This is a genomic window from Nocardia sp. NBC_01377, assembly GCF_045040005.1.
GTDB lineage: Bacteria > Actinomycetota > Actinomycetes > Mycobacteriales > Mycobacteriaceae > Nocardia > Nocardia noduli.
On record NZ_CP109566.1, the window covers coordinates 8362127 to 8379055 of the forward strand.

Sequence of the window (16929 nt, forward strand, 5' to 3'; positions counted from 1 at the left end):
AGGCATGACGCGCCCCACCCGGACGCGCCCCACCCGGACTCCACGGGCGCGCGTCAAAACGCTGCCGCAGCTGCTGGTCGGCGCGGTCGAGGCCGATCCGGGCCGTGTCGCGGTGCGGTTCGCCGACGCCGAGTCGACGCTCGCCGAACTGACCTACGCCGAACTCGACGAACGTTCCACCCGGCTGGCTCGCCTGCTGATCGCGCAGGGGATCGGTCCGGAAGATCTGGTCGCGGTGGGGGTGCCGCGGTCGCTGGAATCGGTGCTCGCGGTGTGGGCGGTGGCCAAGACCGGCGCGGGTTTCGTCCCGGTCGACCCGAACTACCCGGCCGATCGCATCGAACACATGGTCACCGACTCCGGCGCGACACTCGGAGTGACGGTCGCCTCGGTCGCCGCCGGATTGCCGGACCGGGTGCGCTGGCTGGTCATGGACGGACTCGCCGATGAACTCGCCCGGCAGTCGTCGGAGCAGGTCACCTATGCCGATCGCGTGCGGCCGCTGCGCGCCGAACACCCGGCCTATGTCATCTACACCTCGGGGTCGACCGGATTGCCCAAGGGCGTGGTCGTCACCCATACCGGGCTGTCGAATTTCAGCGACGAACAGCGCGATCGGCTCCGGGTGACCGGCGAATCACGCACCCTGCATTTCGCCTCGCCGTCCTTCGACGCGTCGGTGCTGGAACTGCTGCTCGCGGTCGGCGCGGGCGCGACCATGGTGGTCGTCGCGCCGACGGTGTACGGCGGCGCCGAACTCGCGGCACTGCTGCGCCGTGAACGGGTCAGCCACGCCTTCATCACCCCCGCCGCCCTCGCCTCGATCGATCCGACCGGACTCGACGACCTCCGGGTGGTCGCCGTCGGCGGCGAGGCATGCTCGCCCGATCTGCTGCGTCGCTGGGCCCAGCCAGTCGCGGGTGGCGCGACGCGCGACTTCCTCAATGTGTATGGTCCGACCGAGACCTCGATGGTGGTCAACATCAGCCCGGCGCTGCTGCCCGGCGACCTGCTCTCCATCGGCGGCCCGATCCGCGGGACCACCGAATACGTGCTCGACGACCGCTTGGCGCGGGTGCCGACCGGGGTCACCGGTGAGCTGTACATCGCGGGCGCGCAGCTCGCGCGCGGCTATCACCGCCGCGCGTCGCTGACCGCCGCCCGGTTCGTCGCGAATCCGTTCGACCCGAACGGTTCCCGGCTGTACCGCACCGGCGACCTGGTGCGCTTCACCCCAGCGGGCGAGCTGGAACACCTGGGCCGCAACGATTTCCAGGTGAAGGTCCGTGGTTTCCGGATCGAGCTGGGCGAGATCGACGCGGTGCTTGCCGAACACGACACGGTCGATTTCGCCGCGACCATCGGGCACACCCTCGACACCGGCGCAACGATTCTCGTCTCCTACGTCCGTGCCGCCGGCGGGGCGAGGGTGGACGTCGACGCGCTGACCGCCTACGCCGAACGCAGCCTGCCCGCGCACATGGTGCCGACCACCGTCATGGTGCTCGACACCATCCCGCTGACCCCGTCGGGCAAACTGGATCGGGCCGCGCTGCCCGAACCTCTGTTGCGCGCCAAGGAATTCCGCACGCCGACCGGCCGAACCGAGATCACGGTCGCCGCCGTCTTCGCCGAATTGCTCGACATCGACCGCGAGATCGGCGCCGACGACGATTTCTTCGCCCTCGGTGGCAACTCCCTGATCGCCACCCGCGCCATCGCGCGGCTCGGTGCGGCCCTGGACTCGCAGATCCCCGCGCGACTGCTCTTCGAAGCCTCCTCGGTGGCCGCGCTCGCGCAGCGACTGAGCGACTACGAGGGATCCGGGCGACGTCCCGCGCTCGAGGTGGCCGAGCGGCCCGAGCGGATTCCGCTCTCGCTGGCCCAGCAGCGGATGTGGTTCCTGAACCGCTTCGATCCGGAATCGGCCGCCAACAACATCCCGTTCGCGATCCGGCTGTCCGGCGCGCTGGACGTCGCCGCGCTCCAGACCGCGGTCGCCGATCTCATCCGACGGCACGAATCACTGCGCACGGTCTATCCGGCCGTCGACGGCACCGGCTACCAGTCCATCCTGCCGGTCGCCGAGGCGCTGCCCGATCTGACGCCGCAGCGGGTGTCGGAGTCGGAGTTGCGCGATTGGCTGCTGCGTTCGGCGCTGACCGGATTCGACGTCGCCACCGAAGTGCCGCTGCGCATCGGTCTGGCGTCGCTGGGGTCCGGGGATTACGTCGTCGCGGTCGTGGTGCATCACATCGCCGCCGACGGCGCGTCGATCGCGCCCATGGTGCGGGATCTGATGGCCGCCTACATGGCGCGTGCCGCGGGCGCGGAACCCCGCTGGATGCCGCTGCCCGTGCAGTACGCCGACTACACGCTGTGGCAACGCCGCGTCCTCGGTGACGAACGCGATCCGGCGTCCGTGGCCGCCGCGCAGGTCGAGTACTGGCGGACCGCCCTCGCCGGTATCCCCGACCGGCTGGAACTGCCGACCGACCGGCCGAGGCCCGCGGTGGCGTCCGGGCGCGGCGCGACCTACGCCTTCGAGATCCCGGCGCGCGTCCACGCCGAGTTGAACGAGCTGGCCCAGGACAGCGGCGCCTCGCTGTTCATGGTGGTGCACACGGCGCTGGCCGTACTGCTGGCCCGCCTGGCCAATACCGAAGACGTCACCATCGGCACCCCGGTGGAAGGTCGCGGTGAGCGCCTGCTCGACGACCTGATCGGCATGTTCGTCAACACCCTGGTGCTGCGCACGCGCGTCGACCGGGGCGTGTCGTTCCTCGATCTGCTGCACGCGACCAGGGATACCGATCTCAGCGGGTTCTCCCACGCCGAGTTGCCGTTCGAGCGTCTGGTCGAGGTGCTCGACCCGGTGCGCTCGCAATCGCATCACCCGCTGTTCCAGGTCGCCCTGTTCTTCCAGAACATGGACAGCGCGACCCTGGAACTGCCCGGACTTTCCGCCCAGGTCGTCGAACTCGACGGCGCGGTGGCGAAATTCGATCTCCAGCTGACCCTGGAGCCGAAGACCGAGGGCGGTGTCCCGGCCGGTCTGTCCGCGCTGTTCACCTATGCGACAGATCTTTTCGACGAACCCTCGGTCGCGCAGTTCGCCGAGCGGCTGATCCGGGTGCTCACCGCGGTCGTCGCCGATCCCGAACGCCAGGTCGGCGCCATCGAACTGCTCGCGCCCGTCGAGCGCGACCGTATCCTGCTCGACCGCAACGACACTCGGCACCGGGTTCGCTCGGAACTGCTGCTCGACACCTATCACCGGACGGTGGCCGCGAATTCCGGCGCGGTCGCGATCGCCTACGGGGGCGTCGAACTGACCTACCGCGAATTCGACGCGCGGGTCAACAGCCTTGCGCGCCTGCTGATCTCGCAGGGCGTCGGCTCGGAGTCGCTGGTCGGTCTCGCGATTCGGCGTTCGATCGATCTCGTGGTCGGCATGTACGCGATCGTCACCGCGGGTGGCGCCTACGTGCCGCTCGATCCGGATCATCCGGCCGAGCGGATCGGCCATATCCTCGATACCGCGCAGCCGGTGTGCGTCCTGAGCACGGTGGCCGACGCCGCCTCGGTGCCGCAGAGCGCGCGGACGGTGTTGATCGACGATGTCGATCTGTCCGGGTTCGACGACCGCCCGGTGCGTATCGCCGAACTCTCGCGTCAGGTGCTGACGCACCATCCGGCCTACGTGATCTTCACCTCGGGCTCGACGGGCAGGCCGAAGGGCGTCGCGGTATCGCACGGCGCGATCCACAATCAGATCGCGTGGATGCTGGACGAATATCCGCTCGGCCCGGGAGATGTGTACCTCCAGAAGACCGCGACCACTTTCGACGTGTCGCTGTGGGGCTACTTCATGCCGCTGCGGGCGGGCGCGAAACTCGTCGTCGCCACCCCCGACGGTCACCGCGATCCCGAGTACGTCGCGGAGATCATCGCCGCCCAACAGGTCACGGTGACCGATTTCGTGCCGTCGATGCTGTCGGTGTTCGCCGCGCACGCCAGGCCCGAACTGCTGACCTCGCTGCGGCACGTCTTCGCGATCGGCGAGGCCCTGCCGCCGGAGACGGTGGCCGCCTTCGCCGCCGTGTCCGACGCCGCCCTGCACAATCTGTACGGACCCACCGAGGCCGCGGTCTCGGTCACCTACTGGCAGGCCGACGCGACGGCCGACACGTCGGTGCCCATCGGCCTTCCGCAGTGGAACACCCAGGTCTACGTCCTGGATTCGAGTCTGCGCGTGGTGCCCGCGGGCGTCGTAGGCGAGCTGTACCTGGCCGGTGACCAGTTGGCGCGCGGCTATGTCCGTCGTCCCGACCTGACCTCGGACCGGTTCGTCGCCAACCCCTTCGGCTTCGGCGAGCGCATGTACCGGACCGGCGACCTCGTCGTCTGGCGCCTCGCCGAGGACGGCAGGTCCGTGCTGGACTACCTGGGCCGCACCGACTTCCAGGTGAAATTCCGTGGCCAGCGCATCGAACTCGGTGAAATCGAGACCGCGCTGCTCGCGTCGGAATCGGTGAGCCAGGCCGTCGCCGTCGTCGCGAGCGGGCCGACCGGTGATCAGCTCGTCGGTTACGTGGTCCCCGCCCCGGGACACGACCCCGACCCCGTCGGCCTGCGTGCCGAGATCGCCGCCGTCCTGCCCGCCTACATGGTGCCCGCGACGGTGCTGGTACTGGACGCCTTCCCGCTCAACACCTCCGGCAAACTGGATCGCAAGGCGCTGCCCGCCCCGCAGTTCGAGGCGAAGGCCTTCGCCGCGCCGACCACCACCATCGAGGAAGCGGTCGCGCAGGTCTACGCCGAGGTGCTCGGCGTCGAACGCGTCGGCCGCGACGACGATTTCTTCGAACTCGGCGGCAACTCGCTGAGTGCGACCAGGGTCGCCGCGCGGCTCGGCGACGCGCTCGACACCCGCGTCCCGGTCCGGCTGATCTTCGAGCACTCCACCGTCGCCGGGCTGGCGAACCGGGTGGAACTCACCGAGGGCGGCCGTCCAGCCCTGGTGGCGGGACCGCGCCCGGACCGGGTGCCGCTGTCGCTGGCACAGCAGCGCATGTGGTTCCTCAACCAGTTCGACACCACCGCCGCGGCCTACAACCTGCCGGTCGCGGTGCAGCTGACCGGAACACTCGACGTCGCCGCGTTGCGCGCCGCGGCCGCCGACATCGTCACCAGGCACGAGACGTTGCGGACCCGCTACCCGCAGAGCGACCAGGGGCCCTGGCAGGAGATCCTGTCGCCCGCGCGGGCCGCGCCGCTGGTCGAGCCGATCGTCGTCGACGAGGACCGGCTCTACGAGCGCGTCGCCGAGATCGCGGGCGCCGGATTCGACGTCTCCACCGATATCCCGCTGCGGATGGCGCTGTTCCAGGTCGACGGCACACCCGACGAGCACGTCCTGCTCGTCGTGGTGCACCACATCGCCGCCGACGGCTGGTCGCTCGGCGCGCTGACCCGCGACGTGATGGCCGCCTACGCCGCCCGGTCGCAGGGCGTGCCGCCGAATTGGGCGCCGCTGCCCGTGCAGTACGCCGACTACACGCTGTGGCAGCGCGGTCTGCTCGGCGCGGTCGACGACCCGGATTCGTTGGCCGCCAAGCAGATCGAATTCTGGAAGACCACACTCGCGGGTCTGCCGGAGGAATCGACGCTGCCGCTGGACCGGCCGCGACCGGTCGTCCAGTCCTACCAGGGCGGCGCGGTGAGTTTCCGGGTCGACGCCGAAACCCACCGCGGCCTGCGGGATCTGGCGCGTTCGGCGAACGCGACGGTGTTCATGGTCGTGCACGCCGTGCTCGCCGTGGCGCTGGCGCGCATGGCGGGAACCAACGACGTCGCCGTCGGCACCCCGATCGCCGGTCGCGGCGCGGCCGAACTCGACGATGTCATCGGCATGTTCGTCAACACGGTGGTGCTTCGCACCGCCCTCGATCCCGGCGAACCGTTCACCGCCCTGCTCGCCAGGCAGCGCGAGGACGATCTCGCGGCCTTCGCGAACGCCGATATCCCGTTCGAGCAGCTGGTCGAGGTCCTCGCCCCGTCGCGTTCGACCGGCCGGACTCCGCTGTTCCAGGTGGCGCTGTCCTTCGTGAACCTGCCCGCCGGTGATTTCCAGCTGCCCGGCCTGAGCGTGCGCGGCCTGGACGCGCCCGTCGATATCGAACGTTTCGACATGCAGCTGACGGTGGTCGAGGGTTCCGGCGGCGACAGCGGTTCCGACGGCATGGCAGGCGAACTGACCTACGCCCGTGACATCTTCGACGCCGCGACGGTGCGCGGTTTCGCCGAGCGTTTCGTGCGGCTGCTGCGTGAGATCGTGGCGAGCCCGCGGACCGCCGTCGGTGATCTGCGCCTGCTGTCGGATACCGAACTCGACCGGCTCGGCCGGATGAGCGGTCCGACCAGCACCGAAACCGGAATGCTGCCCGACATCCTGGCCGCGGCCGCCGTCCGCAGTCCGGACGGCGCGGCGATCCGGGACGGCGCGCGCACGCTCACCTATCGCGAATTGGACGCGCGCTCTTCACGTCTGGCGCGCGAGATGATCGAACGGGGTATCGGCCCGGGGGATCTGGTCGCGATCGGCATCCCGCGATCGCTGGAATCGGTGCTGTCGTTCTGGGCGGTGGCGAAAACCGGTGCCGGTTTCGTCCCGGTCGACCCGAACTATCCGCCGGAGCGGGTCGCGCACATGCTCGCCGACTCCGGTGCGATCCTGGGCCTGACGGTCCAGGAGGTCCGCCCCGATTTCGGCGACGACATCGACTGGCTGATCCTCGACGACCAGGATTTCGACATCGCCATCCAGCGCCGCAGCGGCGCTCCCATCGGCGACGCCAACCGGATCCGCCCGATCCGCGCGTCGAACGTGGCCTACATGGTCTACACCTCCGGTTCCACCGGTGTGCCCAAGGGCGTCGCGGTGACCCACGCCGGTCTCGCGGGCTACAACGCCGAACAGCGTGAGCGTTTCGCGGTCGACCAGGATTCGCGCACACTGCATTTCGCGACGCCGAGTTTCGACGGCGCGGTACTGGAACTGCTGCTCGCCACCGGCGCGGCCGCCACCATGGTCGTCGTCCCGACCGACGTCTACGGCGGTGCGGACCTGACCGATCTGCTGCGGTCCGAGCGGGTCACCCACATGTTCATCACCGCCGCCGCGCTGGCCTCTCTCGACCCGAGCGGGCTCACCGACCTGCGCGCGGTCTTCACCGGTGGCGAGACCTGGTCCCCGGATCTGGTGCGCCGCTGGGCCGTCGACGGCAGGCAGTTCCACAACGCCTACGGTCCGACCGAGACCACCATCATCGTCAACTTCAGCGAACCGCTGGCCCCCGGCATTGCGGTGACGATCGGCGCGCCGATTCGCGGCGTCACCGAATGGGTGCTCGACGAGCGCCTGCGGCCGGTGCCGGTCGGAGTGTCCGGCGAGCTGTACATCGCCGGTGACCAGGTGGCCAACGGCTACCACCGGCGTCCCAGCCTGACGGCGGGGCGTTTCGTGGCCGGTCCGTGGCTGCGCGGTGGCCGGATGTACCGCACCGGCGACGTCGTCCGCTGGACTCCCGGCGGCGAGATCGAATTCGTCGGACGCAACGACTTCCAGGTGAAGGTGCGCGGTTTCCGCATCGAACTGGGCGAGATCGACGCCGTGCTCGCCGATCACGACACCATCGATTTCGCGGTGACCCTCGGCCGCAAACTGGCCAGCGGGGCGACCGCGCTCGTGTCCTACGTGCACGCCGCGCCGGGACGATTGGTCGATATCGCGGCGCTGACCGCCTACGCCCAGCAGCGGATGCCCGCGCATATGGTGCCGACCTCGATCATGGTGCTCGACACGATCCCGCTGACCCCGGTCGGCAAACTGGACCGAAGGGCGCTGCCCGAACCGGTTTTCGAGACCATGACCTTCCGCGCGCCCGCGACCGAAGCGGAGCAGGCGGTGACCGAGGTCTACGCCGAGGTGCTCGGACTGGATCAGGTCGGCGTCGACGACGATTTCTTCGCCCTCGGCGGCAATTCGCTCATCGCCACCCGCGTGACGGCTCGCCTGAGCGCCGCGCTCGACGTCGCGGTGCCGGTCCGGCTGGTGTTCGAGGCCCCGACGGTGGAGGCTCTGGCCGCGCGGGTCGCGACGCTGGCCGCCTCGGCGCGGCCGAAGCTGGTCGCCAAGCCGAGGCCGGGCAAGGTGCCGCTGTCGCTCGCGCAGCAGCGCATGTGGTTCCTGAACCAGTTCGACACGGCGTCGGCGACCTACAACATCCCGGTCGCCGTGCGGCTGACCGGTGTCCTCGACCTGGACGCCCTGCGCCAGGCTGTGGCCGATGTGGTCGCCAGGCACGAGATCCTGCGGACCAGCTACCCCCAGACCGCCGATGGTCCGGTGCAGGTGATCATGCCCGCCGCGCAGTCGGTGCCACGGGTGGATCCGGTCATGGTGAGCGAATCCGAACTGTTCGGCCGAGTCGCGGAGGTGATCGGCGCGGGATTCGACGTGTCCGCCGAGATCCCGTTGCGGGTGGCCCTGTTCCGGGTGAACGCGGCGCTCGACGATCACGTCGTGGTCTTCGTCGTCCATCACATCGCCGGTGACGGCTGGTCGATGGGCCCGCTGACCCGCGACGTGATGACCGCCTATGCCGCGCGGGCCGCGGGCGCCGCACCGGCGTGGAACCCGCTTCCGGTGCAGTACGCCGATTTCAGCATCTGGCAGCGGGCCGTACTCGGCGCCGAGGACGACCCGGAATCGCTCGCGGGCGAACAGATCGCCTTCTGGCGGCGGGAACTGTCCGGGCTGCCGGAGGAATCCACGGTGGCGGGCGACCGGCCGCGCCCGAACGTGCCGAGCCAGCGTGGCGCTTCGGTCGAATTCGTGATCGACGCCCCGGTGCGGGCCGCGCTCGCCCAGGTGGCACGCGCGCAGAACGCGACGTTGTTCATGGTGGTGCATTCCGCCCTCGCGGTCCTGCTCGGCAGGATCTCCGGTGCGGAGGACATCGCGATCGGCACCCCCGTCGCCGGTCGCGGCGACGCCGCCATCGACGACCTGATCGGCATGTTCGTCAACACCGTCGTGCTGCGCAGCGAGATCAGGGTGGGCGAGACCTTCGCCGACCTGGTCGCCAGGCAGCGCGAGACCGATATCGCCGCACTCGCGCACGCCGACATCCCCTTCGAACGGCTCGTCGACGTCCTGGAGCCGGAGCGCTCGACCAATCGTTCGCCGCTGTTCCAGGTGATCCTGGCCTTCCAGAACCTGCCGGGCGGATCCTTCGAATTGCCCGGATTGCGTGCGGGCACGGTCGAATTCGACGCCGCCGTCGAGAAATTCGATATGTCGCTGACGGTCTTCGAGACCGTGGACGCCGACGGCGCCGACGTGCTGTCGTGCCACCTGTCCTACGCGACGGATCTGTACGACCAGGCCACGGCGGCCGGATTCGCCGACCGCTTCCAGCGTCTGCTCGGCGCGATCGCCGACCGGCCGCGCACTCCCGTCGGCGATATCGAACTGCTGACCGACACCGAACGCGAACAGGTTCTGCGCGAGTGGAGTTCGTCCGGTCCGGATGTGGGACTGGAGACCACGCTGGTCGACCTGTTCGACCTGGCCGCCCTGAAGAACTCCGACCGTACCGCGGTGGTCTTCGAGCAGGCCCGCGTCGACTACGCCGATCTCGACGATCAGTCCAATCGCCTGGCCCGCAAGCTGATCGAGGCGGGCGCCGGTCCGGAAACGCTGGTCGCGGTGGCGCTGCCGCGTTCGCTCGAACTGGTCGTCGCGCTGCTGGCGACGGTCAAGGCGGGCGCGGGATACCTCCCGGTGGATCCCACCTATCCGGCCGACCGCATCGCCTACATGATCGACGACGCGCGCCCGGTCTGCGTGCTGACCCACGCCGATCGCGAGATCGCGCTGCCGGACGGCCTGCCGATCCTGGAGATCGACCGGCTCGACCTGTCCTTCTACGACGCGTCGACCGTCGCCGACGCCGAACGCCGTCATTCGCTGACCCCGGACAGCATCGCCTACGTCATCTACACCTCCGGCTCGACCGGCCGCCCCAAGGGCGTGCGGGTTCCGCACCGGACCGTGGTGAAACTGTTCGCCAACACCGAACCCGATTTCGGATTCGACCGCGACGACGTGTGGACGATGTTCCACTCCTACGCGTTCGACTTCTCGGTGTGGGAACTGTGGGGTCCGCTGCTCTACGGCGGTACCCTGGTCGTCGTCGACTACCACGTCTCGCGTTCGCCCGAGCAGTTCCTCGAACTGCTTCGCCGCGAACGGGTCACGGTGCTCAACCAGACCCCCTCGGCCTTCTATCAACTGGCCGAGGCGGACCGGGTGGCCGGACCCGATGTCGAGCCGCTGTCGTTGCGCTACATCGTCTTCGGCGGTGAGGCGCTCGAATTGCGCAGGCTGGCCGACTGGTACACCAGGTACGAGGACAACGCGCCGCGCCTGGTGAACATGTACGGCATCACCGAGACGACCGTGCACGTCACCTATCGCGCGCTCGACGCCGCGTCGGTGGCCGCCGCGGACGGCAGCGTCATCGGCCGCGCCATCCGCGGCCTGCGCACCTATCTGCTCGACACCAGGCTGCGGCCGGTGCCGGCCGGGGTGCCCGGCGAGATCTACGTCGCCGGAACGCAACTCGCGCGCGGTTACCTCGGCAGGCCCGCGCTGTCCGCGGGCCGGTTCGTGGCCGACCCGTACGGCGAGCCGGGCTCGCAGCTGTATCGCTCGGGCGATATGGCCCGCTGGAACGCCGACGGTGACCTGGAATACCTGGGTCGCGCCGACGATCAGGTGAAGGTCCGCGGTTTCCGTATCGAACTCGGCGAGATCGAGGCCGCGGTCCTCGCCCAGGATCGGGTGCGTCAGGCCGCGGTGGTGGTACGCGAGGACAAGCCGGGGGACCAGCGCATTGTCGCCTACCTGGTCGGCGATCCCGGCGCCGCGCTCGACACCGAGGCGGTGCGCGAGGGCGCGGGCACGCTGCTGCCCGGCTATATGGTGCCTTCGGCTTTCGTCGTGATCGACGCGATCCCGTTGACCGCCAACGGCAAACTCGACCGTCGCGCGCTGCCCGCGCCGACCTTCACCACCACCGAGACGCGCGCGCCGATCGGCGAGGTGGAAGCGCGGATCTCCGAACTGTTCGCGCAGGTCCTCGGCCTGGAACAGGTCGGCGTCGACGACTCGTTCTTCTCCGTCGGCGGCGACAGCATCCTGTCGATCCAGCTGGTGTCGCGGGCCAAGGCGGCGGGTATCGTCTTCTCCCCGCGTGACGTCTTCGAGCAGCGCACCGTCGCCGGGCTGGCCAGGGTGGCCGTGAACGCCGCCGACAACGCGCCGGTCGTACTCGACGAACTGGCGGGCGCGGGTATCGGCGACGTGCCGCTGACGCCGGTGCTGTCCGCCTACCTCGCCCACGGTTCCTTCGGCCGTTTCTTCCAGAGCATGGTGCTCGGCCTGCCGGAGGAGATCGACACCGACGGTCTGCTCACGACCATCGCCGCGGTGCTCGACCACCACGACGTGCTGCGCTCGCGGGTGCGTCATATCAACGGCGAGTGGCGATTCGAGACATTGGCGCCTGGCGCGATCGTCCCGGCCGACCTGGTCGGGCGCATCGATGTGCCCGCCGGGGTGAGCGAGGACGAACTCCAGCGCATCGCCGCCTCCGCCATGGAGGAGACCGTCGACGCGCTCGATCCCGGTGAGGCCAGGATGCTGGCCTTCACCTGGCTGCATCGTCCCGACGCCAGGGATGTGCTCGCCGTGGCCGCGCACCACTACGCGATCGACGGCGTCTCGTGGCGCATCATCATCCCCGACCTGGCGACGGCCTGGTCGCAGCTCGCGGCCGGGCAGCCGATCGTGTTGCCGGACAACGGCACCTCGTTCCGGCGCTGGTCGCACGGCCTGGTCGAACTCGCCGCCTCGCCCGGTCGCCGCGACGAGATCGACTTCTGGCAGGACGTGACCTCCACGCCGGATCCGCTGCTCGGCAGCCGGATGCTCGACCCCACGTTCGACACCCAGGCGACGGTGCGCCGGGTCCAGGTCCGGATCCCGGTCGATGTCGCCGACGCCGTGCTGACCAAGGTCCCCGCGCTCTACCGCGGCGGGGTCAACGACGGACTGCTCGCCGCGCTCGCGATGGCGGTGCGGGCCTGGCGTGCGCGCCGCGGCATCGACGCGCCGAGCACCCTGGTCAAACTGGAGGGCCACGGCCGCGAGGAGGAGGTGCTGCCGGGCGCGGATCTCACCAGGACCGTCGGCTGGTTCACCAGCATCTACCCGGTGTCGCTCGATCTGAGCACGGTGGATCTCGCCACCATGTTCGACGGCGGCGCGGCCACCGGCGACGCGGTCAAGGCGGTCAAGGAACAGCTGCTCCGGGTGCCGGACAAGGGCATCGGCTACGGACTGCTGCGCCACCTCAACCGCGAGAGCGCGGGGCGGCTCAGCGATCGGATCGGCCAGATCAGCTTCAACTACCTCGGCCGGGTCTCGGCCGGAGGTGTGCCCGAGGGGCTCACCGCACTCGGCTGGATGCCGACCGGCGAGGTCGGCCAGCACAGTCCCGACCAGGATCACGGCATGTCGGCGGCGGCCGTCGTCGATATCAACGCCATCGTCAACGACACCGACGCGGGCCCGCAGATGGATGTCACCTTCCTCTACGCGTCGGAGGTGATCGACGAGCCCTCGGTACGCGAACTCGCCGACGACTGGGTCGGCGCGCTGACCGCGCTCGCCCGGCACACCGAGGAAGTCTCGGCCGGTGGTCTCACCCCGTCCGACACCCCGTTGGTCGAGGTCACCCAGGCCGAACTCGACACGTGGCGCGACGAGCGGCCGGGTCTGGCCGATGTGGTGCCGCTGTCACCGTTGCAGTCCGGACTGCTGTTCCTCAGCGAACTCAGCGCGTCCACGGTCGACGACTACGTCATGCAGTTCACCCTCGAACTGACCGGCCGCATCTACATCAACCGGATGAAACGCGCCGCCCAGGCCGTGCTCGACCGGCACGCCACGCTGCGCACGGCGTTCGTCAGCACGTCGGACGGCACACCGGTCGGACTCGTGGTGGATTCGATCGACGTGCCGTGGCAGGCCTTCGACGGGGTGCCGGACGAGGAGATGCCCGAGGTTCTCGCCGCGGATCAGAAGCGCAGATTCGATCCGTCGGTCGCGCCGCTGGTTCGGTTCTCCATGCACCGGACGGTGTCGGGGCGCAGTTTCCTGACCCTGACCACCCACCACATCCTGCTCGACGGCTGGTCGATGCCGCTGCTGATGAAGGATCTGCTCGCGCTGTACGCGCTGCGCGGCGATCCGGCGCTGCTGCCGAGGGTGCGGCCCTACCGCGATTACCTGGCCTGGCTGCACAAACAGGATCAGGACGCGGCGTTGCGCGCCTGGACCGACGCGCTGGCCGGACTCGAGCCGACACCGCTGATCCCCGCGCTGCCCGCACCGCAGGCGCCGGTGGTCGGCGTCGGGACGACCGGGTTCACGCTGCCGCCGGAGGAGACGACGGCGTTGGCCGCGCTCGCCACCGACACCGGGGTCACCATCAACACCGTCGTGCAGGCGGCGTGGGCGATGGTGATCGCGAGCAGCACAGATCGCGACGAGGCGGTCTTCGGCGCCGCCGTGTCGGGACGCCCGCCGCAGCTGGACGGGATCGACTCGATGGTCGGCCTGTTCGTCAACACCATTCCGGTGCGGGTCCGGTTCGATCCGCGCTGGACCGTGCGGGAGATGCTGAGCACCTTGCAGGCCGAACAGGCCGCGCTGCTCGATCACCACTACATCGGTCTGGCCGACATCCAGCGCGGGATCGGCGTCGACGGCCTGTTCGACACGATGATCGCGTTCGAGTCCTACCCGGTCGACACCGAGGGACTCGAACAGGCCAGCACCATCGACGGGATGTCGGTGGTCGACCTGAAGGCCGTCAACTTCACCCACTACCCGATCACGCTGCTGATCAACCTGGACACCCAGCTGCACGTCAAGGTGCTTTTCCAGTACGAGACGGTGGACGAGGCGGTGGCGCAGTCGTTGACCGACCGGATGCGGATGTTGCTGAGCGAATTCGTGCTCGCGCCGCAGCGGAATCTGGCCGGGACCGACCTGCTGCTGAGCACCGAGCGGTTCGTCGTCGACTCGATGAACCGGACCGACGTGCACTGGTCCTCCGAGGACGCCACCCTGGTGTCGCTGTTCCAGGAACAGTGCGCCCGCACACCGGACGCGCCCGCGGTCACCTTCGGTCAGCTCACGCTGACCTATGCCGAACTGCGCGAACGGGTCTCGGCGCTCGCCGGGGCGTTGACGCGCTACGGCGCGGGCCCGGAAACCCTGATCGCGGTCGCGATGCGACGCTCGATCGACCTGGTCGTCGCGATCTACGCGGTACTGGAGACCGGCGCCGGATATGTGCCGGTCGACCCGGATCATCCGTTCGAACGCAACGACCACGTGCTCACGAGCGCGTCGCCGTCGTTCGTGCTCACCACCTCCGCCGACGCGTTCGCGACCGCTACCGGGACGGCGATCGTGGATATCGGCGCGCTCGCGGCGGGCACGGGCTACCTGCCCGCGCGCCGGGCGGTGCGGCCCGACACGCTGGCCTACGTCATCTACACCTCCGGCTCCACCGGCCGCCCCAAGGGCGTGATGATCACGCACCGGCAGATGGTCAACCAGTTCCGCTGGGCGCAGTCGGCCTATCCGCACGACCGCTCCGACACGGTGCTGCACAAGACGCCGATCACCTTCGACATCTCGACGTGGGAGTTGTTCTGGCCCTTGCAGACCGGCGCGCGACTGGTCATCGCGGAACCGGACGGGCACCGTGATCCGCGCTACCTGGCCGAACTGATCGACCGCGAATCGGTGACGACGGCGCATTTCGTGCCGTCGATGCTGGACGCCTTCCTCGATCTCGCGCCGGATCTGCCGACCTCCGTGCCTCGGCGGGTATTCGCCGCGGGCGAGGCACTGGGCGCCGCGACGGTGTCCCGCTTCGACGCCGCGCTGCCCGGCGCGCTGCACAACTGGTACGGCCCGGCCGAGGCGACCGTCGTGACCGCGGCGCGCGTCAACGGCGCCGATCCGAACGCGGCGGTGTCGATCGGCGCTCCGGTGTCCAACACCAGGGTGTACGTGCTCGACAGGCAGCTGCGTCAGGTGCCGCTCGGCGCACCGGGCGAGTTGTACCTGGCCGGTGCGCAATTGGCGCGCGGCTACATCGGCGCGCCCGCGCTCACCGCGGAACGTTTCGTCGCCGACCCGTACCAGCGCGGCAAGCGGCTCTATCGCACCGGCGATATCGTCCGAGCCTCGGGCGGCGGCCTGGAATATCTGGGGCGCTCCGATTTCCAGGTCAAGATCCGCGGTCAGCGCATCGAACTCGGCGAGATCGAAACGGTTCTGCGCCAACACGACTCGGTCGGACACGTGGCCGTCGCGGTGGTACGCGATCCCGATCGCCTTGTCGCCTACGTGGTGGCCGCGCCCGATCGGGCCGTCTCCGAACGCAGCGTGCTCGAACACGCGCGCGCCGGACTGCCGTCGTACATGGTGCCCGCCGTGGTGGTCGTGCTGCCCGCGCTGCCGCTCAACGCCAGCGGCAAACTCGACCGCAAGGCGTTGCCGGTACCCGATTTCGCGGCACGCGCCTTCCGCGCCCCGGTGACCCCGATGCAGCGGACGGTGGCCGAGGTCTTCCAAGATGTCCTCGGCCTGGACCGGGTCGGTCTCGACGACGATTTCTTCGCCCTCGGCGGAACCAGCCTGGTGGCCAGCAAGGTCGTGCATCAGTTGCGCGGGCTCACCGGTATCGAGGTGCGGGTGCAGTGGTTCTTCCTGGCTCCGACGGTGCAGGCGCTCGGCGACCGGCTCGCCGCCGCGCAGGAGGGAACGCTGGACTACGACGCCGAATCCGATGCCGCGCTCGGACTCGTCCTGCCGATCCGCACGAGCGGCGCCCTGCCGCCGCTGTTCTGCATCCACCCGATGTACGGTCTGGCCTGGTGCTACACCGGATTCGTCCAGTACATCGACGAACAGCGCCCGATCTACGGCATCCAGGCCGCCGCGCTCTCCGAGGACGGCCCGCCGCCGCAGTCGCTGACGGCGATGGCGGCGCGCTACACCGACGAGATCATCGCCACCCAGCCGCAGGGCCCGTACCGGCTGCTCGGCTGGTCGCTCGGCGGTGTGCTCGCCCACGAGATCGCGGTGCGGCTGCGCTCGGCCGGACACGAGGTGGCGCTGCTTGCCATGCTCGACAGCGATCACAGTTTCGACCTGACCACGTGGCGGACCACCATGGTCGAGATGCTGGCCGAACTCGGCATCGCCGGGTTGAACATCGATCAGCTCGACGAACTGTCCGAGGCGGATTTCGTCAAGTTGCACGAGCTGATCCCGACGGAGATGGTCGGCATGAACGCCGACCGGCTGCGTCGCATCTACACCAGTGCCATGCGGTCGGTCGGGCTCACCCAGACCTACCAGCCCGGCGTGTTCGACGGCACGATCGAGTACTTCCGCGCCGCGAACGACGACCGCCGCACCCACGACGTGATCGCGGCGTGGCGGCCCTACGCCGCGACGGTCGTCGATCACCCGATTCCGACGGTGCACGAGCTGATGACCCAGCCCGAGGCGCTGGTGGAAATCGGCCCGGTGCTGGACAAATTGCTGCGAGCGGGTGACGGTGGACGCTGAATCGCGGGTCGGGCGTCCCGGCCGGATCCGTGCGGCCGGATCTGGGCGGGCGTATATGATCCGCTCGGCCCTCTGTCATCCCGATACGAAGTGAAGGTGTGAAATTGATACGTCGACAGACCCGGCGCCGTGGCTCC

General features: G+C 69.5%; 1 protein-coding gene. It reads left to right on the top strand.

Annotated elements, in window-relative coordinates:
* Positions 1-73: 73 nt before the first annotated feature.
* A complete protein-coding gene (locus OG225_RS38455) occupies positions 74-16792 on the top strand; it encodes an amino acid adenylation domain-containing protein (protein WP_405183504.1) in 16719 nt (5572 codons plus the stop codon).
* The last annotated feature ends 137 nt before the right edge of the window (positions 16793-16929 follow it).